General features: G+C 61.3%; 23 protein-coding genes. 17 read left to right on the top strand and 6 right to left on the bottom strand.

Translation table 11 applies throughout. The annotated features are described in order from the left end of the window. Positions 1-61 precede the first annotated feature (61 nt). The 9 genes from rph to ACTG1P_RS12405 all read left to right on the top strand — a co-directional run bounded on the left by rph (position 62) and on the right by ACTG1P_RS12405 (position 9,793). The gene (gene rph / locus ACTG1P_RS12445) at positions 62-778 is read left to right on the top strand and encodes a ribonuclease PH (RefSeq protein ID WP_005339589.1); all 717 of its coding nucleotides are present in this window, start codon (positions 62-64) and stop codon (positions 776-778) included. A 341-nt stretch (positions 779-1,119) separates the two neighbouring features. After that, the gene (gene pyrE / locus ACTG1P_RS12440) at positions 1,120-1,773 is read left to right on the top strand and encodes an orotate phosphoribosyltransferase (RefSeq protein WP_010676102.1); all 654 of its coding nucleotides are present in this window, start codon (positions 1,120-1,122) and stop codon (positions 1,771-1,773) included. Positions 1,774-1,951: 178 nt separating this feature from the next. After that, a complete protein-coding gene (locus tag ACTG1P_RS12435; protein WP_439981496.1) occupies positions 1,952-4,381 on the top strand; it encodes a heavy metal translocating P-type ATPase in 2,430 nt (809 codons plus the stop codon). Beyond that, a complete protein-coding gene (cueR, locus tag ACTG1P_RS12430) occupies positions 4,382-4,771 on the top strand; it encodes a Cu(I)-responsive transcriptional regulator (protein WP_005356117.1) in 390 nt (129 codons plus the stop codon). Positions 4,772-4,898: 127 nt separating this feature from the next. Next, positions 4,899-6,053, top strand: coding sequence for a GGDEF domain-containing protein (locus tag ACTG1P_RS12425; protein ID WP_005339596.1), 1,155 nt, complete (start codon positions 4,899-4,901; stop codon positions 6,051-6,053). Between the two features lie 30 nt (positions 6,054-6,083). Beyond that, a complete protein-coding gene (locus ACTG1P_RS12420; RefSeq protein ID WP_005339598.1) occupies positions 6,084-6,347 on the top strand; it encodes a YihD family protein in 264 nt (87 codons plus the stop codon). 155 nt (positions 6,348-6,502) lie between these two features. After that, complete coding sequence (gene ccoG, locus ACTG1P_RS12415) at positions 6,503-7,954, top strand: cytochrome c oxidase accessory protein CcoG (protein WP_005357450.1); 1,452 nt, start codon at positions 6,503-6,505, stop codon at positions 7,952-7,954. A 103-nt stretch (positions 7,955-8,057) separates the two neighbouring features. After that, positions 8,058-9,047 (top strand): serine/threonine protein kinase, encoded by a 990-nt coding sequence (locus ACTG1P_RS12410; protein WP_440001397.1) that lies wholly within the window; start codon positions 8,058-8,060, stop codon positions 9,045-9,047. A gap of 137 nt (positions 9,048-9,184) precedes the next feature. Continuing rightward, positions 9,185-9,793 (top strand): thiol:disulfide interchange protein DsbA/DsbL, encoded by a 609-nt coding sequence (locus ACTG1P_RS12405; protein ID WP_005356138.1) that lies wholly within the window; start codon positions 9,185-9,187, stop codon positions 9,791-9,793. A gap of 72 nt (positions 9,794-9,865) precedes the next feature. Here ACTG1P_RS12405 and pncB read toward each other — a convergent pair whose 3' ends face one another. Beyond that, positions 9,866-11,044, bottom strand: coding sequence for a nicotinate phosphoribosyltransferase (gene pncB, locus ACTG1P_RS12400; RefSeq protein WP_005339605.1), 1,179 nt, complete (start codon positions 11,042-11,044; stop codon positions 9,866-9,868). A gap of 101 nt (positions 11,045-11,145) precedes the next feature. Beyond that, positions 11,146-11,781 carry a nicotinamidase gene (locus ACTG1P_RS12395; RefSeq protein WP_005356142.1) on the bottom strand — a complete coding sequence of 212 codons (636 nt, stop codon included), beginning with the start codon at positions 11,779-11,781 and terminating at the stop codon, positions 11,146-11,148. Between the two features lie 74 nt (positions 11,782-11,855). Here ACTG1P_RS12395 and ACTG1P_RS12390 point away from each other — a divergent pair, with 74 nt between their 5' ends. Continuing rightward, positions 11,856-12,506 (top strand): NUDIX hydrolase, encoded by a 651-nt coding sequence (locus ACTG1P_RS12390; protein ID WP_005339607.1) that lies wholly within the window; start codon positions 11,856-11,858, stop codon positions 12,504-12,506. Beyond that, positions 12,503-13,006, top strand: coding sequence for a DUF523 domain-containing protein (locus ACTG1P_RS12385; protein ID WP_278170049.1), 504 nt, complete (start codon positions 12,503-12,505; stop codon positions 13,004-13,006). Before ACTG1P_RS12390 ends, ACTG1P_RS12385 begins: the two co-directional genes overlap by 4 nt. On the opposite strand, the gene ACTG1P_RS12380 is transcribed toward ACTG1P_RS12385, so the two are convergent. The 3 genes from ACTG1P_RS12380 to ACTG1P_RS12370 all read right to left on the bottom strand — a co-directional run bounded on the left by ACTG1P_RS12380 (position 12,931) and on the right by ACTG1P_RS12370 (position 16,443). Next, on the bottom strand, positions 12,931-13,896 hold the full coding sequence (locus tag ACTG1P_RS12380; RefSeq protein WP_278170047.1) for an acyltransferase: 966 nt from the start codon (positions 13,894-13,896) through the stop codon (positions 12,931-12,933). The two genes, ACTG1P_RS12385 and ACTG1P_RS12380, sit on opposite strands and share 76 nt — an antisense overlap. A 6-nt stretch (positions 13,897-13,902) precedes the next feature. Then, positions 13,903-14,802, bottom strand: a complete 900-nt coding sequence (locus ACTG1P_RS12375; RefSeq protein ID WP_440001396.1) for an acyltransferase — start codon at positions 14,800-14,802, stop codon at positions 13,903-13,905. 126 nt (positions 14,803-14,928) lie between these two features. After that, positions 14,929-16,443, bottom strand: a complete 1,515-nt coding sequence (locus ACTG1P_RS12370; RefSeq protein WP_440001395.1) for a YifB family Mg chelatase-like AAA ATPase — start codon at positions 16,441-16,443, stop codon at positions 14,929-14,931. Positions 16,444-16,827: 384 nt separating this feature from the next. Between ACTG1P_RS12370 and ilvG the strand changes: the two genes are divergently transcribed. The 6 genes from ilvG to ompA all read left to right on the top strand — a co-directional run bounded on the left by ilvG (position 16,828) and on the right by ompA (position 24,600). Next, entirely contained in the window at positions 16,828-18,474 is a 1,647-nt protein-coding gene (ilvG, locus tag ACTG1P_RS12365; RefSeq protein ID WP_440001394.1) for an acetolactate synthase 2 catalytic subunit, read from the top strand. Then, positions 18,471-18,749 (top strand): acetolactate synthase 2 small subunit, encoded by a 279-nt coding sequence (gene ilvM, locus ACTG1P_RS12360; protein WP_005342011.1) that lies wholly within the window; start codon positions 18,471-18,473, stop codon positions 18,747-18,749. The genes ilvG and ilvM overlap by 4 nt, the downstream gene beginning before the upstream one ends. A 12-nt stretch (positions 18,750-18,761) precedes the next feature. Beyond that, the gene (locus ACTG1P_RS12355) at positions 18,762-19,706 is read left to right on the top strand and encodes a branched-chain amino acid transaminase (RefSeq protein WP_040067634.1); all 945 of its coding nucleotides are present in this window, start codon (positions 18,762-18,764) and stop codon (positions 19,704-19,706) included. Between the two features lie 144 nt (positions 19,707-19,850). Further along, entirely contained in the window at positions 19,851-21,692 is a 1,842-nt protein-coding gene (gene ilvD, locus ACTG1P_RS12350; RefSeq protein ID WP_139741313.1) for a dihydroxy-acid dehydratase, read from the top strand. 3 nt (positions 21,693-21,695) lie between these two features. Further along, on the top strand, positions 21,696-23,216 hold the full coding sequence (gene ilvA, locus ACTG1P_RS12345; RefSeq protein WP_440001393.1) for a threonine ammonia-lyase, biosynthetic: 1,521 nt from the start codon (positions 21,696-21,698) through the stop codon (positions 23,214-23,216). A gap of 289 nt (positions 23,217-23,505) precedes the next feature. Next, the gene (gene ompA / locus ACTG1P_RS12340) at positions 23,506-24,600 is read left to right on the top strand and encodes a porin OmpA (protein ID WP_440001392.1); all 1,095 of its coding nucleotides are present in this window, start codon (positions 23,506-23,508) and stop codon (positions 24,598-24,600) included. A 79-nt stretch (positions 24,601-24,679) separates the two neighbouring features. Here ompA and ACTG1P_RS12335 read toward each other — a convergent pair whose 3' ends face one another. After that, positions 24,680-25,789 (bottom strand): YeeE/YedE thiosulfate transporter family protein, encoded by a 1,110-nt coding sequence (locus ACTG1P_RS12335; RefSeq protein ID WP_440001391.1) that lies wholly within the window; start codon positions 25,787-25,789, stop codon positions 24,680-24,682. Between the last annotated feature and the right edge of the window lie 4 nt (positions 25,790-25,793).

Raw genomic sequence — 25,793 nt, 5'->3', positions numbered from 1 at the left:
TATTTGGGGCGGGATCACTTATAATCCCCCGCCAATTTGAGCCAGCCCAGAGGTCCGTTCCATGTCACGTCCAAGCGATCGCAGTGCCGCGCAACTTCGCCCGGTTACCATTACCCGCAATTTCACCAAACATGCAGAAGGCTCAGTGCTGGTGGAGTTCGGTAATACTCGCGTGCTCTGCACCGCCAGCGTTGACACCAGCGTGCCGCGCTTCCTGAAAGGGAAGAACCAAGGCTGGGTGACCGCCGAGTACGGCATGCTGCCGCGCTCCACCCACTCCCGGATGAACCGCGAAGCGGCCTCCGGCAAGCAGAGTGGCCGTACTCTGGAGATCTCCCGTCTGATCGCCCGCTCCCTGCGCGCGGCGGTAGACCTGACTGCGCTGGGCGAGCACTCCATCACAGTTGACTGTGATGTGCTGCAGGCCGATGGCGGCACTCGTACCGCCTCCATTACCGGTGCCTGCGTGGCGCTGGTGGATGCGCTGAACTGGATGGTCGAGAAGGGCATGATCAAGCAGAGCCCGCTCAAGCAGATGATCGCCGCCGTCTCCGTCGGCATGTATCAGGGCGAAGCTATCTGCGATCTGGAGTACATCGAAGACTCCGCCGCCGAGACCGACATGAACGTGGTGATGACTGAAGATGGTCGCATCATCGAGGTGCAGGGCACCGCGGAGGCCGAGCCTTTCACCCATGAGGAGTTGCTGGAGATGCTGGCGCTCGCCAAGGGCGGCATCGCCGACATCATTGCGCTGCAGAAGCAGTCGCTCTCCTGATACCAGGACCTGTTGATGTTTCGGCACAAGTCGCGTTGCAGTGTTAAAGGATGCCAGGCTAGGCGCAGGATGCCGCCAATGGTTATTCCCTTGGCAAGTCCTGCAACAACGCGTGGCATCCTTTGCCACGCAACCCGTAGGGACGGGGCGGTTTTTGTGCATAACGTCGTTATTCGATGCCTCGTTTGGATTACCAAACTTCGCATCTCATGCCTAGTTCTGCGCAAAAACCGACTCCGTCGCGGCTGTGACGAAGCGTCAACAGATCCTGCAAACGCGGCATTGACCGCGTTTTTTTATACCCCCACACAAGACAACGACAAGCCAAGCAAGGAGCCAGAATGAAAGCCTACCAGCGTCAATTTATCGAGTTCGCCCTGGAGAAACAGGTTCTCAAATTCGGTGAATTTACCCTGAAATCCGGTCGTAAAAGCCCCTACTTCTTCAACGCCGGTCTGTTCAACAGCGGCCGCGATTTGGCCCGTCTCGGCCGCTTCTATGCCGCAGCTCTGATGGATGCCGGTATCGAGTTTGATGTGCTGTTTGGTCCGGCCTACAAGGGGATCCCCATCGCCTCCGCTACCGCAGTGCAACTGGTGGAGCAGCACGATGTGGACGTGCCCTGGTGCTTCAACCGCAAGGAGGCAAAGGATCACGGCGAGGGTGGCAATCTGGTGGGCAGCCCGCTCAAGGGACGGATCATGCTGGTGGACGATGTCATCACCGCCGGCACCGCCATCCGTGAATCCATGGATCTGATCCAGGCCAACGGCGCCTCGCTGGCTGGCGTACTGATCGCGCTGGACCGTCAGGAGAAGGGCAAGGGCGAGCTCTCCGCCATTCAGGAGGTGGAGCGTGACTACGGCGCTCACATCATCGCCATCATCCAGATGAGCGACTTGATCCAGTATCTGGAGGAGAAGCAGGCCGAGCAGCCGGAGCTGGCGGCGCAACTGGCGGCCATGAAGGCTTATCGCGCCCAGTACGGTATCTGAGCTCCGCTCACACCGCGCAATAGCTGAATGCGGCACCCGTTTGCTCTCTGGCAGCAAACGGGTGCCGTTTTTTCATCTGCAAAAAGTGGATCATGTGGCTTGAGCTTACTCTTACGGTAAAGGTTAGGGTTTGCCAGTCGGCGTTTTGTGGTGCCGACGGGTTCCGGGGAGGAACAACATGACCACTCATCTTCAATCACCGATTCATCTGCAGTTGCCGCTGAGCGGCATGAGCTGTGCCAACTGTGCAGGCCGTATCGCGGCCAGTCTCAACAAACTCGACGGGGTATCGGCCACCGTCAACTTCGCGCTGGAGCAGGCGGCCATCGAGCTGGCCAGCCCCGACCGTTTGCCTGCGGTGCTCGACAGTATCAAGAGTCAGGGTTATGACTACGGCAGCGAGACCTTTTTGTTCCAAATTACCGGCATGACTTGTGCCGGTTGTTCGGCTCGACTGAACAAGATGCTGGCCGCACTGCCCGGCGTTATCTCGGCCGAGGTCAATTTCTCCATCGAACAGGCCCGGATTGTGCTGGTACCCGGGATGCAGACCCCGGCCGCTTTGCGCGGGCAGATCGAAGCGCTCGGCTTTGGCGCTCAGCTGGCACAAGGCTCGGCCAGCGGCCGCCGCCAGCAGTTGCTGGAGCGGGAAGCGCAGGAGGCTGCCACAGCCCGTCAGGCGCAGATCCGGGTCATCGTCTCGGCTTTGCTGACGTTGCCGCTGCTGGTGGGGATGCTGGCCATGGCCGGACTGTTCCCCTGGCATCTACCCGCCTGGCTGGAGCTGCTGCTTGCCACCCCGGTGCAGTTCTGGATCGGCGCTCGTTTCTATCGAGGCGCCTGGCTCGCCATCAAGAACCGCGCAGCCAATATGGATGTGCTGGTGGCCACCGGTACCAGCGCCGCCTACTTCTACAGCCTCTATCTGTTGTTGACGCTGGGGATGGCTGCCAGCGGCAAGCTCTATTTCGAGGCGAGCGCCATCATCATTACCCTGATTTCGTTGGGAAAACTGCTGGAAGCTCGGGCCAGACGCAGCACCCAGTCCGCCATTCGCGAACTGATGGCGCTGCGGCCGGAAACCGCCACCGTCTGGCGTGGCGAGAGTTGGCAGAGCGTCGCCATCGACGAGGTGCTGCGTGGCGATCGGCTGCGGGTGCTGGTGGGTGAGCGGGTGCCGGTGGATGGCAAAATCGTGAGCGGTGCCAGCGAGCTGGATGAGTCGATCCTCACCGGCGAGAGCCTGCCAGTGCCGCGCGGCGAGGGCGACAAGGTGTTGGGCGGTGCCATCAACCGCTCTGGTGTGCTGGAGATCGAGGCCACTACCGTGGGGGAGGATTCCAGCCTCAGCAAGATCATCGCGTTGGTCGAGAGCGCCCAGATGGGCAAGGCGCCGCTGCAACAGCTGGTGGACAAGGTCTCCGCCGTGTTTGTGCCGGTGGTGATGGCCATCGCCCTGTTTACCCTGCTGGTGTGGTACGCCATCAGCAATGACTTCGCGCAGGCGCTGCTGGCAGCGGTGGCAGTGCTGGTGATCGCCTGTCCCTGCGCCCTCGGATTGGCGACTCCCGCCGCCATCGTCACTGGCACCGGGGGGGCGGCGCGCCACGGCATCCTGATCAAGGATGTGGATACCCTGCAAAAGGCCCACGCCATCAAGGCGCTGATCTTCGACAAGACCGGCACCCTCACTCAGGGCAAGCCTGTGTTGGCCAGCTGGAGCGGCACTGCTGAGCAGTTGCATCTGGCTGCCGCCCTGCAGCAGGCGAGCGAACACCCGCTGGCGCTGGCCATGCGAGAGGCGGTCGGCACAGACGTGGTGCTGCCCCAGCCGGAGGAGGTCGAGGTGCGGGTCGGTGCCGGGATCAAAGGCCTGGTGGCGGACCATGAGGTGGCCATCGGCAACGCCGCCCTGCTGGCCCAGCTCGGCATTGAACCGCCGCAACAGGATGAACAAGCCGCCGATGGGGCGACCCGGGTTTGGGTGGCCATCGACGGTGCTGTGGTTGGTATCGCTGCTTTGGCCGATACCCTGCGCCCCGAGAGTCCGGAAGCCATCGCCACCCTGCGCCAGCGCGGCATCGCCAGCTGGCTGGTGAGCGGCGATGCACCGGCGCCGGTGGCCCATATTGCCGCCAAGCTGGGGCTGGACGGGGCCTTTGACTCCGTGCTGCCAGCGGGCAAGGTGGAGAAAGTGGAGGCGCTGCGGGCGCAAACCCGCGGGCTGGTGGCTATGGTGGGGGACGGGGTGAACGATGCCCCGGCGCTGGCGGCGGCGGACGTCGGCATCGCCATGGGCTCCGGCTCCGACGTGGCGATGGAGACCGCTTCCATCACCCTGATGCGATCCGACCCGCGGCTGGTGGCCGATGCCATCGACATCTCGGCGGCCACCTGGCGCACCATACAGCAGAATCTGTTCTGGGCCTTCGTGTTCAACATCATCGGCATTCCGCTGGCGGCGCTGGGCTACCTGAGCCCCGAGCTGGCGGGGGGGGCCATGGCCCTGAGCAGCATTACCGTTTTGAGCAATTCCCTGTTATTGAAACGCTGGCAGCCCAGGGCGGCGCACGGGCCAGCATCCAACCCGATCAGTAAGGAGGCATAAATGAACATCAGCAAGGTTGCCAAGGCCACTGGGCTGACCGCCAAGACCATCCGTTATTACGAGAGCATTGGCCTCATCACAGCCCCGGTACGCAGTGACAACGGCTATCGCAGTTACACCGAAGGGGCGCTGCGCGAGCTGCGTTTCGTCAAGCGGGCGCGGGAGACCGGCTTCAATCTGGAGGAGTGTCAGGAGCTGCTGGCGCTCTATCGGGACGAACACAGAACCAGCGCCCAGGTGAAGAAGCTGGCGCAGGAGAAGATCGTCGATCTGCGCGCCCGCATTGCCGGTTTGCAGGCCATGCTTACCTCCCTGGAAGGGCTGGTTTGCTGCTGCCACGGGGATGAAAATCCCGAGTGCCCGATCCTCGACGAATTGGAGAAGGGGTGAGCAAGGACTCACCTGCCAGCGCAGAAGAAATCGTTATTGATTGATTAACTTCTTAATAAGCGGCGCTTTATTGTTGCGGGTCAGGGGGTAATGGTAGACTGCTCGGCTCTTGTACAGGAGTACTCAGTTGACCCAGAGTGTGACACGCCAGGTTAAGCAGGCCATTATGGCCCAGCTCTATACCCATGCATCGTTCAGTCTCCCCTGTTTGGGCGTGTTGGCATTTGGCTGGAGTCTGCTGTTTCACGACTATCTACCCGCCATCGAAGCGCTCGGTTGGCTGGCAGGCACTTTTCTGTGGCTGCTGGGTCGGGGCTGGCACCTGCGCTGGCGTCGAGCCCGCCTGCACCAGACACCGCTGCCAGTGCTGGAGCGGGAGCTCTTTATCGGAGCCACCATCACCTCAATCATCTGGGCTCTCGGGGTACTGCTCTACATGGACAAGTTGCCCGATACCTATCGGGCCGCCATGATGATGCTCTCCAGCCTCATTCTTACCGGCAGCGCCATCATGCTGTTTGGCAGCCGCCGTACCCTCTATGGTTCCGCCCTGCCGCTGGGTATGGCGATGCTGTTCGAGCTTGGCAATGGCAACGAGCAGGAGCGGATCGTCTCCTGCATGCTGGCGGGCTATCTGTTTGTCTTTCTGCCGACCCTGCTGCGCCGGATGCGGCGGGATCAGATCGCCTCGCTCCACCACCGTTTCTCCAACGCCGAGCTGGTTGCCGAACTGAAGGCGGTCTCCGAGCATTTGCGTCTCACCTCCCGCCTCGACGGCCTGACCGGCATCGCCAACCGCGCTCACCTCGACGACTCTCTGGAGCGGGCCTGGCGGCGCTGTCACCGCGCCCGGGCGCCGCTGTCGCTGGTGCTGGTGGATGTGGATTACTTCAAGCAGTTCAACGATCTCTACGGCCATCAGCTGGGGGATGACTGCCTGCAACAGGTGGCGGGGCTGCTGGCCGAGGTGGAGCGGCGCGAGGACGATCTGGCGGCCCGTTACGGGGGCGAAGAGTTTGCCTTGCTGCTGCCCTGCACCGGCATGCAGGGGGCACTGCAGGTGGCGGACAATGTGCGGCAGGCGCTCAAGGAGCTGGCCATCCCGCACCAGAAGTCACTGGTCTCCGGTCGGGTCACATGTAGTTTTGGTGTTGCGACACTGATACCGGACAACAGCATGAAAATCGCCGATTTGATCCAAAAAGCGGATGCGGCACTCTATCAGGCCAAGCATAATGGGCGGGATCGAATCGAAGTAGCCTTGATGGGTAAGGTTGCCTGAATTTAACGTGACAGATTAAAGAGGTTGTCTATGCAATGTCATCGTATCGAAGAGCTGCTGGAGTTGTTGCAGCCTGCCTGGATCAAGGAACAGGATCTCAGCCTGGTGCAGTTTGTTGCCAAACTGGCCCAAGAAGCGGGATTTGAAGGGCCTCTGTCCGAGCTGACCGACGACATGCTGATCTATCACCTCAAGATGCGGGAATCCGACAAGCAGGCGATGATCCCCGGTCTGGCCAAGGATCATGTGCCCGATTTCAAAGAGGCACTGCTCAAGGCACGCGGAATCAAGTGAATCTTTGTTGGAAGCGCATCACCCTGGGGTGATGCGCTTTTTTGTTGCCAAAAATTGCGATCCAACCCCAATATTAGATACATCTAATCCACACAATTAGCATGCTGTTTAAGATATAATCCGCTCCATAACAAATAAGGGAGCGATGTCTTGCAATGGCCGACCACGATAAAATCGATATCAAGGACGTCACCGACAAGGGCGTAACCGGGACCTTCAACCCCAATACGTTCAAAGCCAGCGACGACAGATTCAATCCGGGCAACCGCATCTATGTGCGGGCCCAGAAAGGTTATTGGCAGCGGATGCGCAAGGCCATGGGCTGGTTTTTTGTGGCGCTGTTCGTGCTGCTGCCCTGGCTGCGTTACGACGGGCGACAGGCGGTGCTGTTCGACCTCGGTCACCAGCAGTTCCATATCTTTGGCGCCACCATCTGGCCGCAGGATCTGACTCTGCTCGCCTGGCTCTTCATGATCGCCGCCTTCGGACTCTTCTTTATTACCACCTTCCTCGGTCGGGTCTGGTGTGGCTATCTCTGCCCGCAGACGGTCTGGACCTTCATGTTCATCTGGTTTGAAGAGAAGCTGGAAGGGCCCGCCAACAAGCGGCGCAAGCTGGACGAGGCGCCCTGGAGCGGCGAGAAGCTGGCCCGCAAGGGAGCCAAGCATCTGGCCTGGCTGGCGATCTCGCTGGTGACCGGCCTGACCTTTGTCGCCTACTTCCAGGATGTAACTGAACTGGTGCCGGACCTCTTCACTCTGCAGGCCAGCGGATGGGTGCTGTTCTGGGTGATCTTCTTCACCATCATCACCTACGGCAACGCGGGCTGGATGCGTGCCATCATGTGTATCCACATGTGCCCCTATGCCCGCTTCCAGTCCGCCATGTTCGACAAGGACACCTTCATCGTCGGCTATGACACCAAGCGTGGCGAGACCCGTGGCGCCCGCTCCCGCAAGGCGGATCCCAAGGCGATGGGGCTGGGAGACTGTATCGACTGCGATCTCTGCGTGCAGGTTTGCCCGACCGGTATCGACATCCGCGACGGCTTGCAGTATGAGTGCATCAACTGCGGCGCCTGCGTCGATGCCTGCGACCAGACCATGGAGCGGATGGGCTACCCGAAAGGGCTCATCAGCTACACCACAGAACACAAGCTGGCCAACGACTCCACTCATGTGGCGCGGCCCAAGCTGATAGGTTACGGCTTGGTGATGGCAGTGATGCTGGGGGTCTTTGTCTACAACGCCATGTCCATCATGCCGATGGGGCTCGATATCCTGCGGGATCGCAACCAGCTGTTCCGCGAGAACAGCGAGGGGCTTATCGAGAACACCTATACCCTCAAGATCCTCAACAAGACCCTGCAGTCCCAGACCTACCAGCTGGATGTGGAGGGCTTGCCCGAGTATCAGTGGTTCGGCCCCCGTGAAGTGACCCTGAAGGCGGGCGAGATCTACACCCTGCCGGTCAGTCTGGCGGTCGATCCCTACAACCTGAAACGGCCGGCGCTGGATATCCAGTTCGTGCTGAAACGGGAGGGGGCGGCGCCCGATGACAGCAAGGGCAACCTGCGCCAGGGCAGCAAGTTTATCAGCCGGTTGTAACTGCGTGTGGCTGCGGGCCTGGCGTGACACCAGTCCGGTCACCAGCGAGCACGGCAATGCTGGTCAGTAGTGATAGAATGGGGCGCAACGGCGCCCCTTTCTTATGGTGGATGACATGCGTTTCAACTATTCCGACCTCAATCCCGACCTCATCATGGATGCGCTCGATCTCAGTGGCCTGCGGCTCGACTCCGGCCTTATCGAGCTCAACAGTTACGAAAACCGGGTCTATCAGTTTCAGGATGAGGATCGTCGCCGCTATGTGGTGAAGTTCTACCGTCCCGGCCGCTGGAGTCGGGCCCAGATCCTCGAGGAGCACGAGTTTGCCACCCGCCTTGCAGAGGCTGAGATCCCGGTCGCTGCGCCACTCGCCTTTGCTGGCGAGACCCTGCTGGAGCACGAGGGCTACCCCTTTGCCATCTGGCAGAGCGTCGGTGGCCGCCAGTTCGAGGTGGATAATCTCGATCAACTGGAGTGGGTGGGGCGTTTCCTCGGCCGCATTCATCAGATCGGTGCCAGCAAGCCGTTCCACCATCGAGTGCGGCTCGATGTGGAGAGCATGCTGCATGAACCGCGTCAGCTGCTGGCGTCTGGCGAGTGGCTGCCAAGCGGGCTGGCGAAGCAATTCTTCGGGGTACTCGACGAGCTGATTAAACATGTCAGCGACGCCATGACCCTCGATGTGGCGCAGATCTCCCTGCATGGCGATTGTCACCTGGGCAACATCCTGTGGCGTGATGGCCCCATGTTTGTCGACCTCGATGATTGCCGCACCGGCCCCGCGATTCAGGATCTCTGGATGATGCTCAGCGGCGAGCGCCACGAGCAGCAGATCCAGCTCGACACCCTGCTGGCGGGCTACGAGGAGTTTATGGAGTTCGACTCGCGGGAGCTGGCGCTGATCGAGCCGCTGCGGGCGATGCGCATCGTTCAGTACATGGCGTGGCTGGCTCGGCGCTGGGAAGATCCCGCCTTCCCCCGTCACTTCCCCTGGTTCAATACCGATCACTACTGGCGCCAGCAGATAGCGACCCTGCACGATCAGCTGGAGGCGCTGAAGGCACCGCCGTTGAGCCTGATGCCAAACTGGTGAAATAGAAGGGATCTTGCGCGGCAAGGGGGACTCGATCTCCGGCTCTGACCATTGACGTCAGCATGGCGAAACAATAGGCTTGGCACTGCTTCGGTTCGCCGGGCGTGCCTCACAGTGATCCCTTAACAGGAAACATCATGAAAAAAGTTCTATTTTTCCTTGCTGCCATGCTGATGATCCCCATGGTTCACGCCGCCCCCGAGTTCAAGGAAGGCGTCAACTACGATGTGGTCAAACAGACTGGCAGTGCCCAGCCGGAAGTGATGGAGTTTTTCTCCTACTACTGCCCGCACTGCGCTACCTTCGAACCGATCGTTGAACAGTTGAAGGCCGGGTTGCCAGAGGGTGTGCCCCTCAAGAAGAACCCGGTTGCTTTCCTCGGCCGCGAGATGGGCCCCGAGATGCAGCGTGCCTACGCCGTTGCCAGCCTGCTCAATGCCGAAGCCAAGCTGACTCCGGCCATCTTCAACAAGATCCACACCCAGCGTCAGCCGCCGATGAGCCGTGACGATGTGAAGAAGATCTTCGTGGACAACGGCGTACCGGCTGAAGAGTTCGACGGTGCCGTCGACAGCTTCGCCGTCTCCGGCATGGTCTCCCAGTTCGATCGCAACACCGAGAGCTACAACATTCGCGGTGTACCGGCCTTCCTGGTGAACGGCAAGTACATGGTGAAGATTGAATCCATCACCTCTCAAGAGCAGTTCAACAAGCTGGTGCAGTTCCTGCTGGCCAAGAAAGACTGATACCCCTTGAGTCGATAAAAAAGCCCGCCGGTGCGAACCGGCGGGCTTTTTGTTTTCTGGTGCTCGGAAAGATCAGACCCCGACGTGGAACGCCTGCTTGAGGTTGCGGATAAACTCCGCATCCCGGCAGAGGGTCTTGCCCGGGCTGTCGGAGATCTTGGCAACCGGGCCGCCATTGCACTCGATCAGCTTGAAGACGATGTTCATCGGGCTGACACCGGGCAGATCGCAGGTGAGCTTGGTGCCGATGCCGAAGCTGGTATTGATGCGGCCACGGAAGTGGCGGAACAGCTGCACCGCCTTGTCGAGGTTGAGCCCGTCGGAGAAGACCAGGGTCTTGTCGGTGGGGTCGATGCCGAGGCGCTGATAGTGGCTGATCGCCTTCTCGCCCCACACTACGGGATCGCCGGAGTCGTGACGCAGGCCCTGATAGCTGCTGGCCAGCTCGAAGTCGAAGTCGCGCAGGAAGGCATCCATGGTGATGCAGTCGGTCAGGGCGATGCCGAGATGATCGGTGAACTCGTCCAGCCAGCTGGTGAGGGCAGCGCGCTGGCTGTGCTCCAGCGGGAAGCCGAGCTGCTGGTGCGCCTGGAACCACTCATGGGCCTGGGTGCCGACCGCGGGCAGCTTGTACTTCTGGGCCAGCATGTAGTTGCTGGTGCCGCGAAACGCCGGCAGACGCTCCTTGAGGCGACCCACTACCGCATCCTGTACCGCGTGAGAGAAGCGGCGGCGGGTGCCGAAGTCGATGAGGTTGAACTCGCTCATCTCGTCGCTGCTCAGCTCCTTCTCCAGCTTGTCGATCTTCTGATCGAGCCGCTCCAGTGCGTGGCTGACGCCGAACTGGGGATAGCGGAAGCGGTTGCGCATCTCGCTGATGATGGCAAGCACCGGGATCTCCCACAGGATCACATCCTGCCAGGGGCCCTCGACCCGCACATTGATGCGGCCATCCTGCTCGAACACCTTGAGCAGGGAGGCGTCGAGCGGCTTGCGGCGTAGGTGGTCGAGGTAGTCAGGAGTGAAGAAGGGACGCTCGGCCAGAAAATCGAGCTCTGGCTTGGTCAGTCGCAGGGATCCGGCGAGGCGCAGTTGCTCCTCGATCTGCCCCATCATGGGCAGCAGATCCTCTTCATTGCGGCTGTGAAACTCGGCCACCACCTCGGCATCCGGATAGCGATGGAACACCGCCTGCTGCATATGCAGTTTGTAGGCATCGGTGTCGAGCAGGCTGGTGAGGATTGGGGGCATATCAGGCTCCTCGCAGACTGGTGAGCACGATGGAGCTCCCCTGCCGCATATGTAACGTGCAGGCGTCGGTGTCGAGCAGGCTGGTAAGAATCGGTGGCATATCAGGCGTCCAGCAGGCGTTGTACATCGATCAGGGTCTGGGCCAGTTCGGCGCCAGCCTCAATCATCTGGGTGTGGGCGCTGGCAACCGTCGCGGGCGCGATGCCACGGCAGGCATCGAGATGGACGATCACCCGGAAACCGGCGCGGCGAAGTTGCAGCACGCTGGTTTTGACACAGTAGTCGGTGGCGAGGCCGCCGACCAGTACGGTATCGACCTGGCGGGCTTGCAGGAATTCGATGAGTCCGGTGCTGCGCCGTTCTGCCAGGTCGTGGAAGCAGGTGCCGTAGGGATGGAGATCCGGTTCGACCCCCTTCCAGACGAAGAAGTCATAGTCGATGGGGGCGGGCAGGCCGTCGAGCAGCTCGAAGCCCTTGCTGCCCGGTACACAGTGCACCGGCCAAGTGAGGTCGGCGTTGGGCAGATCCAGCGGCAGCAGCATGCCTGCGGGATCAGAAACGGCCCAGTCGGCATTGGCAGGGTGAGAGTCCTTGCTGCCGATCCGCAGCGTGGCGAGGGTGGCCTGAGCGTTGAGCGCAGCCACAATATCATCACCGCCCGCGACGGGCAGTTCGTTCGGGCAGAGGGGGGTAAAGCCCTTCTGCGCATCAATATCCAGGCTGGCGACGGTTCCCATGATTGGCTCCTGCACATACTATTCGTGTGATATTATCTACCAAACATTAATGGAAGGCGAGCAGGGCGATCGGCATGCTGAGAATGAGTCTGGATATGGTGGTGCTGCGGTTGCATGAGGAGCGGCTCGAGCTGCTCCTCGAGACCCGCGATCGTCCCCCCTTTGCCCACTGCTGGCAACTGCCAGCGCTGCGCATCGACGAGACCCGGGATCGGGATCTGGATGCCGCCCAGCGCCGTCTTTTGGCGGAGTGGGGGCTCGGTCACTGCTACAGCGAGCAGGTCTGCACCCTCGGCAATCTGGAGCGGGATCCCCGCGGCTGGTCCACGACCCTGGTCTATCTCTGTCTGGTCGATCCGGAAGTGGAGGCGATCCACGGCTGCTGGCATCCACTCGCCAACCTGCCGGGGCTGAGCCTCGCCTTTGACCATGTCCAGCTTATCGCCAAAGGGCTGGAGCGGCTGCGCATCAAGAGCCGCTACAGCACCCTGCCGCTACAACTGCTGGGGCCCGAGTTCACCCTCTCCGAGGTGCAGCGCGCCTTCGAAATCATCCTGCAAACACCCATGAATACGGCGGCATTTCGCAAGCGGATCCATCGCGCCGACATTCTGGTAGATACCGGCCGCAAACGCACCGGCAAACAGCGCCCTGCTATTCTCTACCGGTTGGAGAGTCCCTGCTGCGTGATGTTCGATCAAGTGATGCATGGAGCGGAAGCTTGAGTGCGGATCCCGTTCGTGTGCTGGTCAGCGCGTGTTTGCTGGGTCAGCCGGTGCGTTACGACGGTCAGAGCAAGGGGATTGTCAGCGACTGGCTGAGTGCGCTGGGTGCCGAAGGGCGGGCACTGGCGTTTTGCCCCGAAGTGGCGGGCGGTTTGCTGACCCCGCGCCCTCCTGCCGAGCGGCAGGGCGAGCGCGTAGTGACGGCGAGCGGAGTGGATGTGACTGCCGAGTTTGATCGCGGCGCCGAGCTGGCGCTGGAAATCTGTCAGACGCAGGGCATTCGCTTCGCCCTGCTGAAAGAGGGGAGCCCCTCATGTGGCAGCGGCCGTATCTATAACGGCCGCTTCGAAGGTGTTTCTGTGGCGGGCGAGGGCAAGACCACCGCCCTGCTGCGCCGCCATGGGATTGCTGTCTTTTCCGAAGATCAGTTGGCCGAGTTGGCTTCTGCGCTCTCTTTGGATTCCTCCCCGGATTTGGCGGCAACCGGCAGCGGCGCCTGACCGCTCTGCCACCCCTCCAGCATCTCGTCCTTCTCCTGCCAGCGCTGGTTTAGCCACTCCTGAAAACCGCGCTTGAACTGCTTGTCGTTGAAGTAATCTCCTATCAGCTGCTCATTCACCGGCAGCTCCTCAATCCGCACCTGAATGCGTTTTACCCGCCCCATCAGGAAGTCCTTGAACGGGGTCTCGGCGTTGTCCGGATAGCGGATGGTGACGTTGATCAGGCTGTCGAACTGTTCGCCCATGGCGGCCAGCGTGAAGGCCAGCCCCGCCGCCTTGGGCGGCATCAGGTGACGATAGCGGGAGCGGGCCGCATCCCGTTTCTGCTCGGTGAAGCGGGTCCCTTCCACGAAGTTGATGACAGTGGTGGGGATGTGGCGAAACTTCTCGCAGGCGTTGCGGGTGGTCTCGATATCCTTGCCGCGCAGGTGCGGATTTCGTAACAGAAATTCTCGTGAATAGCGGCGCATAAAGGGCATATCGAGCCCCCAGCAGGCGAGCCCCAACAGCGGGATATAGATCAGCTCGTGTTTCATAAAGAACTTGGGCACCGGCAACCTATCCCGGAACAGGTGGCCGAGCACCACGATATCGGTCCAGCTCATATGGTTGCTGATGATGAGATACCAGCCATCCTTGCGCAGCTTGGTATTGTCCTCCACCTGCCAGTCAATACGGGTGGTGAGGCTGATCACCAGCGCATTGCAGGCTAGCCACAGTCTCATGAAGCGGTTGTTGAGGCGGCTGCAGGCGCGGCCAAAGGCCGGGAGCGGCAGTATTAGTTTGGCCAGCGACACCAGCAGGATCAGGCTGGCGCACAAGGCGGTAAAGAGAATGGTCAGGCCGGCGCTGATGATCAGCACCAGCGGGCCGGGAAGCAGGGATAGCATGAATGTTTACTGCGCCTTGGTTGCCAGCAGTTGGCTCAGGGTCTGGTCCTTTTCGTGCCAGATCCCGTTCAACCACTGTTGAAACTCTTGTTGGAACTCGGGGTCATTGAAGTAATCCCCCACCAGCTTGCGGTCGATCGGCAAATAGCGGACCTGAACCTTGATTTGCCCGACTCGGCCACACATGAAGTCCCAGTAGCTGGGGATGCCGTCCGGATAGGCGATGGTGACATCCACCAGTTGATGCAACTGGTCACCCATGGCTGCCAGGGTAAAGGCGATGCCGCCTGCTTTCGGGTGGAGCAGGTGACGATAGGGCGAACCCTGCTTCTGATGTTTGCCCTTGGTGAAGCGGGTGCCTTCGACGAAGTTCATCACACTCACCGGAATGTGGCGGAACCTGGCACAGGCTTTACGGGTTGTTTCAATGTCTTTTCCCTCCAGATGGGGATGCTTTTCCAGAAATTTCCTGGAATATCGACGCATGAAGGGGAAGTCGAGCGCCCACCATGCCAGACCGAGAAAAGGTACCCAAATCAGCTCTTTCTTGAGGAAAAACTTCAGGAAGGGGATTTTTTGGTTAAAAACCCGCTGCAGTACCAGTATGTCGACCCAGGATTGATGGTTGGCAATCACCATATACCACTCATTCCGGCGCCCTTTGTCCACTCCGACCACCTCGAAAGGGGTTTTGATGATGGTTTTCTGGATCAGATTGTTGAAACCGATCCAGCAGCTGGCACAGCCATCGAGCAGCCAGTTGCAGAGGGTGCGCCACCCCTTGAGGGGGAGCAGGAGCTTGAGCAGACCCAGCGAGAAGATGGGGACAAACCAGAAGAGGGTGTTGAAAAAATAGAGCAGGGTGGAGAGGCTGCCGCGCAGTCGCTCTGTCAGCTTGTTGGGCATGAGTCGGGTCCGTCTTGCTGTCGATAAAGGGCCATCAAGTGGTCAGATCTGTGGCCATAATATCAGCCGATTGCCCGTGAGACCATTCAGAGCCGTTATGGGGTCGGATTCACCCTTTCCCTTCTGTCAGCTGCTGCGCAGTCGCGACAGCAGCCGGTCCATGGCGCGATAACCGAGCGCCTCGATAAGATGCTCCTTGCCGATGGCGGGTTGCCCGGCCAGATCGGCGATGGTACGTGACACCCGCAGGATGCGATGCCAGGCCCGGATGCTGAGCCCCAGCTTCTGGATGGCGTTCTCCAAAAATTCGGCATCTTGCGGTGATAAGCGGCAAATATCCTCTATCTCACGGCTATCCAGCAGGTTGTTGAGCTTGCCGTTACGACTCAGCATGCGCTCTCGCGCCGCCAGCACCCGATCGCGGATCTGCTGGCTCGACTCCCCCCGCTCCGCCTTGCCGGTCAGGCTCCCCTTGGGTAGCAGTGGCACTTCCACAGTCAGATCGAAGCGGTCGAGAAAGGGGCCGGAGAGCTTGCCGAGGTAGCGCAAGATCTGATCCGGGCTGGAGCGGGTCTGGCCATCGCCATAGTGGCCGCAGGGGCTGGGGTTCATGGCGCCGACCAGCTGGAAGCGGGCGGGAAAATCGACCTGACGGGCGGCCCGGCTGATGGTGATGTGGCCCGTTTCCAGCGGCTCGCGCAGGGAGTCGAGCACCTTGCGCTCGAACTCCGGCAGTTCATCCAGAAACAGCACCCCGTTGTGGGCCAACGAAATTTCGCCGGGCCGCGGGTGGCTGCCACCCCCCACCAGCGCCACCGCCGAGGCGCTGTGGTGCGGCGTGCGGTAGGGCCTGTGGTGCCAGTGACCGGCGCGCGGGGTGAGGCCACCGATGGAGTGGATGGCGGCGGTCTGCTGCGCCTCCTGCTCACTCAGCGGCGGCAAGATGCCGGGAAGGCGGCTCGCCAGCATGCTCTTGCCAGTGCCGGGCGGGCCGATGAACAGCAGGTTGTGGCTGCCGGCGGCGGCGATCTCCAGCGCCCGCTTGGCCTGAGACTGGCCGATAACATCCTGCAGATCTGGTACGTCGGGCAGGCTCTCCGAGCTTTGTTGAGCCGGCAGCGGCAGTTCGTACTGACCGGCCAGCCAGGCGGTAACGGCCAGCAACTGGTGGGCGGTGCGCACCTCGGCATCCTGAATGAGAGAGGCTTCCGGGCCGTTCTCTCGCGGTACCAGCAGGGTGCGCCCCGCATCCCGGCAGGCGAGCACGGCGGGCAGCACCCCGAGTACGGGACGAATTTCGCCTGTCAGGGCCAACTCCCCTAAAAATTCGTGATCGAGCAGATATTTTGCCGGTATCTGCTTGGAAGCGGCGAGAATGCCGATAGCGATAGCCAGATCGAAGCGGCCTCCCTCCTTGGGCAGGTCGGCGGGCGCCAGATTGACGGTGATGTGTTTGCTCGGGAACTCGAAATTGCCGTTGAGCAGGGCGCTGCGCACCCGATCCCGCGACTCTTTCACCGAGGTTTCCGGCAGGCCGACCATGTTGAAGGCGGGCAGGCCGTTGGAGAGATGAACTTCCACTGTAACTTGCGGGGCCGCGATCCCGAGGCTGGCACGGCTATAAACCACAGCTAATGACATAAATCCCGTCCTTGAGTTGATATATGTTCTGACTAACTGCTTGTTGTTGGTTTTTTATTCCAGAGTTCCGGCTGGGGAATAGCCAAAATCAGTGGGTTGTCACAGAAAAAAGGCTTGCCCAATAAAAATCACCGTGCTAGTTCTAATAGCCATTCGCGGTGCAAATCGCCCCAATTTCACAGGATTTCCGGTTGTAACTATGAACATGGCCTCCCGTTTCGTCAGCATTATTGTGGTCCTAGTGGTGATTATTATCTCACCGCTCGGGGCTCGTTTAGCTGCACGGAACAAGGGATAGACCCACCACCGGACAGAACGAAACAAGCGACCCCCGAGCCCCACAGCTCGGGGGTTTTTTTTCGACCAAAGGACAGGATTTTCCACATGAACGGCGCGCAGTTTTTGGTACAGGCTCTCAAGAAACAGGGTGTGACCCAGGTGTTTGGTTACCCGGGCGGGGCCATCATGCCGGTCTACGATGCTCTGTATGACGGTGGTCTGGCCCATCAGCTCTGCCGCCACGAGCAGGGTGCCGCCATGGCCGCGGTCGGTTATGCTCGCGCCTCCGGTCAGGTGGGGGTCTGCATCGCTACTTCCGGCCCCGGCGCCACCAATCTGGTAACCGGTCTGGCGGAGGCGCTGCTCGACTCGGTGCCGTTGGTGGCCATCAGCGGTCAGGTGCCTTGTTCTGCTATCGGCACCGATGCGTTTCAGGAGGTCGACGTACTCGGCATGTCTCTCTCCTGCACCAAGCACTCCTTTATGGTGACCGATGCCGCCGATCTGGGGCGCGTGTTGGCAGAAGCTTTCGCCATCGCCACCGAAGGGCGCCCCGGTCCTGTGCTGATCGATCTCCCCAAGGATGTGCAGCTGGCTGCCGTGCCGCCCCAGAGCCCGCTGTTTGCGGTGGAAGAGCCGGAAGCGCTCAACCCCTCGGAGCTGACCGCAGCCCGCACCCTGGTGGTTGCCGCCGAGCGTCCGGTGCTCTACGTCGGTGGAGGAGTGGGCATGGCCAATGCCGAGCAGCAGTTGCGTGACTTTGCCACCGCCACCGGCATGCCTGCGGTCACCACTCTCAAGGGGATTGGTGCGCTCGATCCCGACAGCCTCGTTTATTTGGGCATGCTCGGCATGCACGGCACCAAGGCTGCCAACTACGCGGTGCAGCAGTGCGATCTGCTGCTGGTGGTGGGGGCCCGTTTCGACGACAGGGTGACCGGCAAGCTGGAGGAGTTTGCTCCCGAGGCCAAGGTGATCCATCTCGATGTGGATGCCGCCGAGTTCGGCAAGCGCCGCGCCGCCGAGGTGGGTATCACCACGGATCTCAAACAGGTGTTGCCACGCCTCGCCATGACTCTCGACATCGCCCCATGGCGTGAACACTGCGCCGCCATGGCCCGCGAATATGCATTTCGCTACGACCACCCGGGTAAGGCCATCTACGCCCCGGCGCTGCTCAAGCAGCTTTCTGCCAAGTTGCCGGAGAGCAGCGTGGTCGCTTGCGACGTGGGTCAGCACCAGATGTGGGTCGCCCAGCACATGCGCTTCACCAGCCCGCGCAACCACCTCTCCAGCGCCGGTCTCGGCACCATGGGCTTTGGTCTGCCCGCCGCCATCGGCGCCAAGATGTCGCGCCCGGAGGATGAAGTGGTGCTGGTGAGCGGTGATGGCTCTTTCATGATGAACGTGCAGGAGCTCGGCACCATCCGCCGGGCCCAGCTCAAGGTGAAGATGGTGCTGCTGGATAACCAGCGCCTCGGCATGGTGCGCCAGTGGCAGGAGCTGTTTTTCGATGGCCGTTACAGCGAGACCATCCTCTCCGACAACCCCGATTTCGTCGCCCTGGCTGCCGCTTTCGGCATTCCGGGCGAGACCATCACATGCAAGGATCAGATAGCTGGCGCCCTCGATCGCCTGCTGGCCAGCGAGAGTGCCTACCTGCTGCATGTGGCCATTTCAGAGGAAGAAAATGTCTGGCCCCTGGTTCCGCCGGGAGTCGCCAACCACAAGATGATGGAGCAACGCCCATGAACCCGCACACCCTTGCACAGCCAGCATTTGCACAGCACACCCTGCATATCCATGCCCAGCCCAGACCGGAAGTAATGGAGCGGGTGCTGCGGGTGGTGCGCCACCGCGGCTTCAATCTCTGCGCCTTGAATATGGAGCAGGATTGCCAACAGCTGCGGATCACGGTTACTGTCGAGTCGGTGCGTCCCATCCAGCAGTTGTGGAGCCAGCTGGTGAAGCTGGTGGACGTCTCCCGGGTCGATGCACTGGAACAGCAACCCCGGATCAGAGCTTAAGGAGCCAAGCCAATGTCACAGCCTTCCCAATCCGCCACTCACCCGCAATACATCTGGTTCAACGGCAAACTGGTGCCCTGGCAAGATGCCCAGGTGCACGTGATGAGCCACGCCCTGCACTATGGTTCCTCGGTGTTCGAGGGGGTGCGTGCCTACGATACCCCCAAAGGCACCTGCATTTTCCGTCTGCAGGAGCACACCCGCCGCCTGTTCGACTCCGCCAAGATCTACTGGATGGACGTCCCCTACAGCGAGTCCGAAGTGAATGAAGCCTGCCGCACCGTGGTGCGCGAGAACGGCCTGAAGAGCGGCTACCTGCGCCCGCTGGCCTTTGTCGGCAATGTGGGGCTGGGGCTGCATCCGCCGCTGGATGCCAAGGCCGACCTGATGGTGGCCGCCCTGCCGTGGGGCGCCTATCTGGGGGAGGAGGGGCTGAAAAACGGGGTGGATGTGTGCGTCACCTCCTGGAACCGGCTCGCTCCCAACACCATTCCCACCGGCGCCAAGGCGGGTGGTAACTACCTATCTTCCCAGCTGATCAGCCGCGAGGCCAAGCGCAATGGCTTCGCCGAGGGGCTGGCGCTGGATGTGAACGGTTACCTGAGCGAAGGGGCGGGGGAGAACCTGTTTCTGGTGAAGAACGGTGTGCTGTTCACCCCGCCCGCTACCGCCGCCATCCTGCCGGGCATCACCCGTGACACCATCATGACGCTGGCCCGCGATCTGGGTTACGAGGTGCGCGAGCAGGCGCTGCCCCGCGAGGCGCTCTATGTCGCAGACGAAATCTTCATGACCGGCACGGCGGCCGAGGTGACCCCGGTGCGCTCCGTCGATCGGATGAAGGTGGGCGCTGGCAGCCGTGGCCCGGTGACCGAGCAGCTGCAGAACGCCTTCTTTGGCCTGTTTAACGGCAAGACCGAAGACAAGTGGGGCTGGCTTACCCCAGTCAACGACTGATGAGAGAGGGGAGGCGTCATGCCTCCCCGAGTCGCTTCTGGTGAGCGCTTTCCAGAGGAGCCTTCACCAGGATCGATTCCGATCCACTCGTATCATCACCGCATAACGCATCGAGCCCATATGGGCATTCAGGGAGTAGAGACAATGCCGAAGTTGAGATCCGCCACCACCACCCACGGACGTAACATGGCCGGGGCCCGCGCCCTGTGGCGCGCCACCGGAATGACCGATCAGGATTTCGGCAAACCCATCATCGCCGTGGTCAACTCCTTCACCCAGTTCGTGCCGGGCCACGTCCACCTCAAGGATCTGGGCCAGCTGGTGGCCCGCGAGATCGAAGCCGCGGGTGGCGTTGCCAAGGAGTTCAACACCATAGCTGTGGATGACGGCATCGCCATGGGCCATGGCGGCATGCTCTACTCCCTGCCGTCGCGCGAGCTGATCGCCGACTCGGTGGAGTACATGGTCAACGCCCACTGCGCCGACGCTATGGTCTGCATCTCCAACTGCGACAAGATCACCCCGGGGATGCTGATGGCCGCCTTGCGCATCAACATCCCGGTCATTTTTGTCTCCGGCGGCCCGATGGAAGCGGGCAAGACCAAGCTCTCCGACCAGATCATCAAGCTGGATCTGGTGGATGCCATGATCCAGGGCGCCGATCCCAAGGTGTCGGACGCCCAGAGCGAACAGGTGGAGCGCAGCGCCTGCCCCACCTGCGGTTCCTGTTCCGGCATGTTTACCGCCAACTCCATGAACTGCCTGACCGAGGCGCTGGGTCTCTCCCAGCCGGGTAACGGCTCCATGCTGGCGACCCACGCCGATCGTGAGCAGCTGTTCAAGCTGGCGGGCCAGCGCATCGTGACTTTGGCCAAGCGCTGGTATGAGCAGGACGATGCCTCGGCCCTGCCGCGCAACATCGCCACCAAGGCGGCGTTCGAGAATGCCATGGCGCTCGACATCGCCATGGGCGGCTCCACCAATACCGTGCTGCACCTGCTGGCGGCGGCGCAGGAGGCTGGCGTCGACTTCACCATGGCCGATATCGACCGCATGTCGCGCAAGGTGCCGCAGCTCTGCAAGGTGGCACCCTCTACCCAGAAGTACCATATGGAAGATGTGCACCGTGCCGGCGGCGTGGTCGCCATTCTGGGCCAGCTGGAAAAAGCGGGTCTGGTGCATGGGGATACCCGTACCGTGCTGGGTTGCTCTCTCGTCGAACAGCTCAATGAATATGACGTCAGCCGTCAGCCGAGTCAGGAGGTGGTGGACTTCTACCGCGCCGGCCCGGCCGGGATCCGCACCACCAAGGCGTTCAGTCAGGATTGCCGCTGGCCAGAGCTGGATCTGGACCGCGCCGAAGGCTGCATCCGCTCGCTGGATAACGCCTACAGCCAGGAGGGCGGTCTGGCGGTGCTCTCAGGTAACCTCGCGGTCAACGGCGCCATCGTCAAGACTGCCGGGGTAGATGAGGAGAACCTCACCTTCCGTGGCCCGGCCCGGGTATTCGAGAGTCAGGAGAGCGCGGTGAGCGGTATCCTCGACGGCACAGTGAAAGCGGGCGAGGTAGTGGTGATCCGCTACGAAGGGCCGAAAGGGGGCCCCGGCATGCAGGAGATGCTCTACCCCACTACCTATCTGAAATCCATGGGCCTGGGCAAGGCGTGCGCCCTGATCACTGACGGTCGCTTCTCCGGCGGTACCTCGGGCCTCTCCATCGGCCACGTCTCGCCGGAGGCCGCTTCCGGCGGCACCATAGGTCTGGTGGAGGATGGCGACATCATCAGCATCAATATCCCGGCCCGCAGCATGGTGCTGGAAGTGGCCGACAGCGTGCTGGCTGCCCGCCGTGTCGCCGTCGAGGCCCGTGGCTGGAAGCCGCTCGATCGTCAGCGTCAGGTCTCCTTTGCCCTGCGCGCCTACGCCATGTTCGCCACCAGCGCCGATAAAGGCGCGGTGCGCGATCGCTCAATGCTGGGGGAATAAATCATGGTCTCTGCGGCGGATTATCTACGCAAGGTGCTGCTCTCACCCGTCTATGAGGCGGCGCGGGTCACCCCTTTGCAAACCCTGAAGAAACTCTCCGAGCGGCTCGGCAATCACGTCAGCCTGAAGCGGGAGGATCTGCAACCGGTCCACTCCTTCAAGCTGCGCGGCGCCTACCACAAGATCGCCACCCTGACCGAGGAGCAGAAGGTGCGCGGCGTCATCGCCGCTTCTGCTGGCAACCACGCGCAGGGGGTCGCCCTGTCGGCCGCCAAGCTCGGTATCAAGGCGATCATCGTGATGCCCAAGACCACGCCGGACATCAAGATCGACGCGGTGCGCCGGCAGGGCGGCAACGTCATGCTGTTCGGCAACAGCTTCGATGAGGCCTACGGCGAGAGTCGCCGCCTCGCCGAGCTGGAGGGCTACACCCTGATCCCGCCGTTTGATGACGTCGAGGTGATCGCCGGGCAGGGCACCATCGGCAAGGAGCTGCTGGAGCAGGATACCCACCTCACCCACGTGTTTGTGCCGGTGGGCGGTGGCGGGTTGGCCGCCGGGGTTGCGGTCTATATCAAGCAGCTGCTGCCGGATGTGAAGGTGATCGGGGTGGAGGCGGAGGGCTCCGCCTGCCTCAAGGCCGCGCTGGCGGCCGGTGAGCCGGTCAATCTGGAGCGCGTCTCCCTGTTTGCTGACGGTGTAGCGGTCAAGCGCATCGGCGAGGAGACCTTCCGCCTCTGCAACCAGTATCTGGACGAGGTGGTGACAGTCTCCAACGACCAGATCTGCGCCGCGTTGAAAGACATCTTCGACGACTGCCGCGCCATCGCCGAGCCGTCGGGGGCCCTGTCGCTGGCGGGCCTCAAGGCCTACAGCGAGCGGGAGCAGGTCAAAGGGGGGCGGATGGCGGCCATTCTGTCCGGTGCCAACGTCAACTTCCACAGCCTGCGCTACGTGTCGGAACGCTGCGAGATCGGCGAGAAGCGCGAGGGCATGCTGGCGGTGACTATCCCCGAGCGCAAAGGGGCCTTCCTCGACTTCTGCCGTCAGCTGGGACCCCGCATGGTGACCGAGTTCAACTATCGCTACGCCGATGCCGAGCAGGCGTCGCTGTTCGTCTCGGTGCGCCTCACCGGAGGTGATGAAGAGCTGGGCCAGATCATCGATCAGCTCGGTGGCAACGGCTATCCGGTGGTCAACATGACCGAGAGCGAGCTGGCCAAGAATCATGTGCGCTACATGATTGGCGGCCGCCCAGCCCGGCCCCTCGGCGAACGGCTCTACAGTTTCAAGTTTCCGGAGCAGCCTGGCGCCCTGATGCGCTTCCTCGAGACCCTCGGTTGTCGCTGGAACATCAGCCTGTTCCACTACCGCAACCACGGTGCCGACTACGGCCGGGTGCTCTGCGCCTTCGAGCTGCCGGATGAAGACGTGGCAGCCTTCCACAACTACCTGCACGAGATTGGCTACGGTTGGAAAGAGGTGAGCGACGACCCTGCCTATCGGCTGTTTCTGGCTAGTTGAGCAAGGGGGGCTTCAAGGGAGGCGTTATGCCTCCCTTTTCTATTGCTGCGTGTGGATAGGTCCACTCCGTACGACGCAACGTCATGGTTTAACTGGCAAAACAGTGTGAATAGGTACACAGGTGATTTTTACGCCGGATATTGCTGGCAAGCTCACACTCCTGATGGCTTGGTCATTTGAGGCTGCGTTCGGATGGGATACCCTGAATAGCGGAGAGGCCGCCTGACGGCTTCACACAGGGAAAGTGCGCACTCAGGCGCCCATAACGACTTATTGCAGAGGCGAAAATATGAACAAATCCATGCTTGCCGTATTGGTCAGTGGTTTGCTGGCGGCCGGCGCCGTGCAGGCCGCCGCTCAGGACAATACCTGGTATGTCGGTGGCAAGGCCGGTTGGTCCAATTACTATGGCGTTGACCACAACCAGTATGCCGAGTCGATTGCCCAGACGTTAGGTAATACCAGCGAGAACACGGATGATCTGGGTCTGGGTCTGTTCGCCGGTTATCAGCTCAACCCCAACCTGGGTTTCGAGCTGGGTTATGACTGGCTGGGCAAATACGACACCACTTCGGGCACTGGCACCAATACTCTCAATACTGAAGCCAAGAGCCAGATGATTCAGGCCACCATGAAGATCAGCTTCCCGGCCACCAACGTGCTCGATCTTTATGGCCGACTGGGCGGCGCTTATGCCTGGACGGATAGCGAGATCAGCTTCGCCAATACCAGCGAGACCGGCAAGAAGCATGGCGCCGCATTTGTCGGGGCGCTGGGTGCCGAATACGCCATCGATCGTGACTGGGCTGCCCGTCTGGAGTACCAGTACACCACGCCGCTGGGAGATGCGTCTCTCGATCGCTCCGGTATCGAGATGGATAACGGCCTGATTTCGTTCGGGATGCTCTATCGGTTCGGTCAGCAAGGTGGCGAGGTCGCAGCACCGGCACCCGCTCCGGCAGCCGAACCGGCACCTGTAGCCGTGGTTGAGCCCAAGACCTTCAGTCTGAGTTCCGATGTGCTGTTCGAGTTCAACAAGGCGACCCTGAAACCGGCTGCCAATCAGGCGCTCGATGCCCTGTTCAGCCAGATTGTGGCGGCCAATCCGAAAGATGGCGTCGCGACCGTGGTCGGTTATACCGACCGCATCGGTTCCGACAACTACAACCTGGCGCTATCCGAGAAACGGGCCCAGAGTGTGGCCAGCTATCTGGTATCCAAAGGCTTGTATGCCGACAAGGTACGGGTCGAAGGGCGTGGCAAGGCCAACCCTGTCACTGGCAACAGCTGTGCCAGCCGCTCCAAGCAGGAGCTGATTGCCTGTCTGGCACCGGATCGCCGGGTGGAAATCCATCTGGAAGGGGTTTCCCAGCCTGTCCAATAAGCAGAGCGACGGGAGCGATAAATGTAAAAACGGGAGGCTTGGCCTCCCGTTTCTTATGGGGTGTTTACGATGTCGAGCCTCAGAGCCCGAACAGCGGGCGCAGGCGGATGCCGATGAGGCTGCCAGCCAGGGCCATCAGCATCCAGACCCAGCCGTGCAGGCTGCCGGAGGCGGTGCCATCAAAGAAACCGCCGAGGTTGCAGGCGGCGTACATGGCGCCCATCCCCATCAGCAGGCCGCCAATGATGGAGGCCAGACTGTTGCCGATCCGCATCGGGGCGAAGGTGCCGCCACCGCTCAAACAGCGCGCCAGCATGGCCCCCAGAATACCAAGCCAGAACATGCCGACCATGGGGTTGATGAAGAGTGGCTGGGCCAGCTTGGGGTTCCCCTCGAACAGGCCAAACAGGGAGGCTCCGCGCAACGCCATGTCATAGACGGCGCCGGTGATGGTCCAGGCCGAGCCGTGCAGGGCAACGACAGTGGAGTTGAGTATCGCGATGATGATGCCGCCGGTCAGCACGGTGAAGCGGCCATCGCGCCAGAACAGGTTGCCGCCGCTGAAGAGGGGCTTGAGTTCGCCGGTACGCTTGAATTCGCTGTTGCGAAACAGCAGGAACAGCGCAGCGACCAGAGCCAGGTTGAGCAGCATGCCGCTCCAGATATTGCCGGTCAAATCCTTGGCCAGCACCACATGGCTGGAGAAGGTGGCCTCCAGTTCGGGGCGGAACTGGTTGCTGATGAGGGTGCCGATGCCGTAGCAGATCAGCACCAGCCAGAAGCGGGGTTGCCCCTCGCCGCAGCAGTAAAGAGTGCCGGTGGCGCAGACGCCAGCCAGCTGCATGCCGATGCCGAACAGGAAGGCTCCGACGATGAAGGGAATGCCGATAGCCATCACGTTACCCACCATGGCATCGCCAAAGAGGGCGTGGCTAAAGGAGAGAAATATGGTGAACAGCAGAATTTCGATGGCGATGGTGAGCAGGTGAACCCGCACGTAGTAGCTGTTGCGCTTGGTCAGCATTTCGCGCCAACCGAAGACGATGCCGAAGCGACTGAAAGAGAGGGTGAAGCCGAAGCCGAATCCGATCAGGGCCATCAAAGCCCATTTCATACCAAAGGTGTTGCCGAGCCAGAGTAACGCTCCCCCCGCGAGTGCCACGATGGGGAGCGACCATTTTCGATTCATGTCA

The organism is Aeromonas sp. 11P, from assembly GCF_051920165.1.
Classification (GTDB): domain Bacteria; phylum Pseudomonadota; class Gammaproteobacteria; order Enterobacterales; family Aeromonadaceae; genus Aeromonas; species Aeromonas veronii.
This window is presented reverse-complemented; position numbering and strand designations above follow the sequence as displayed.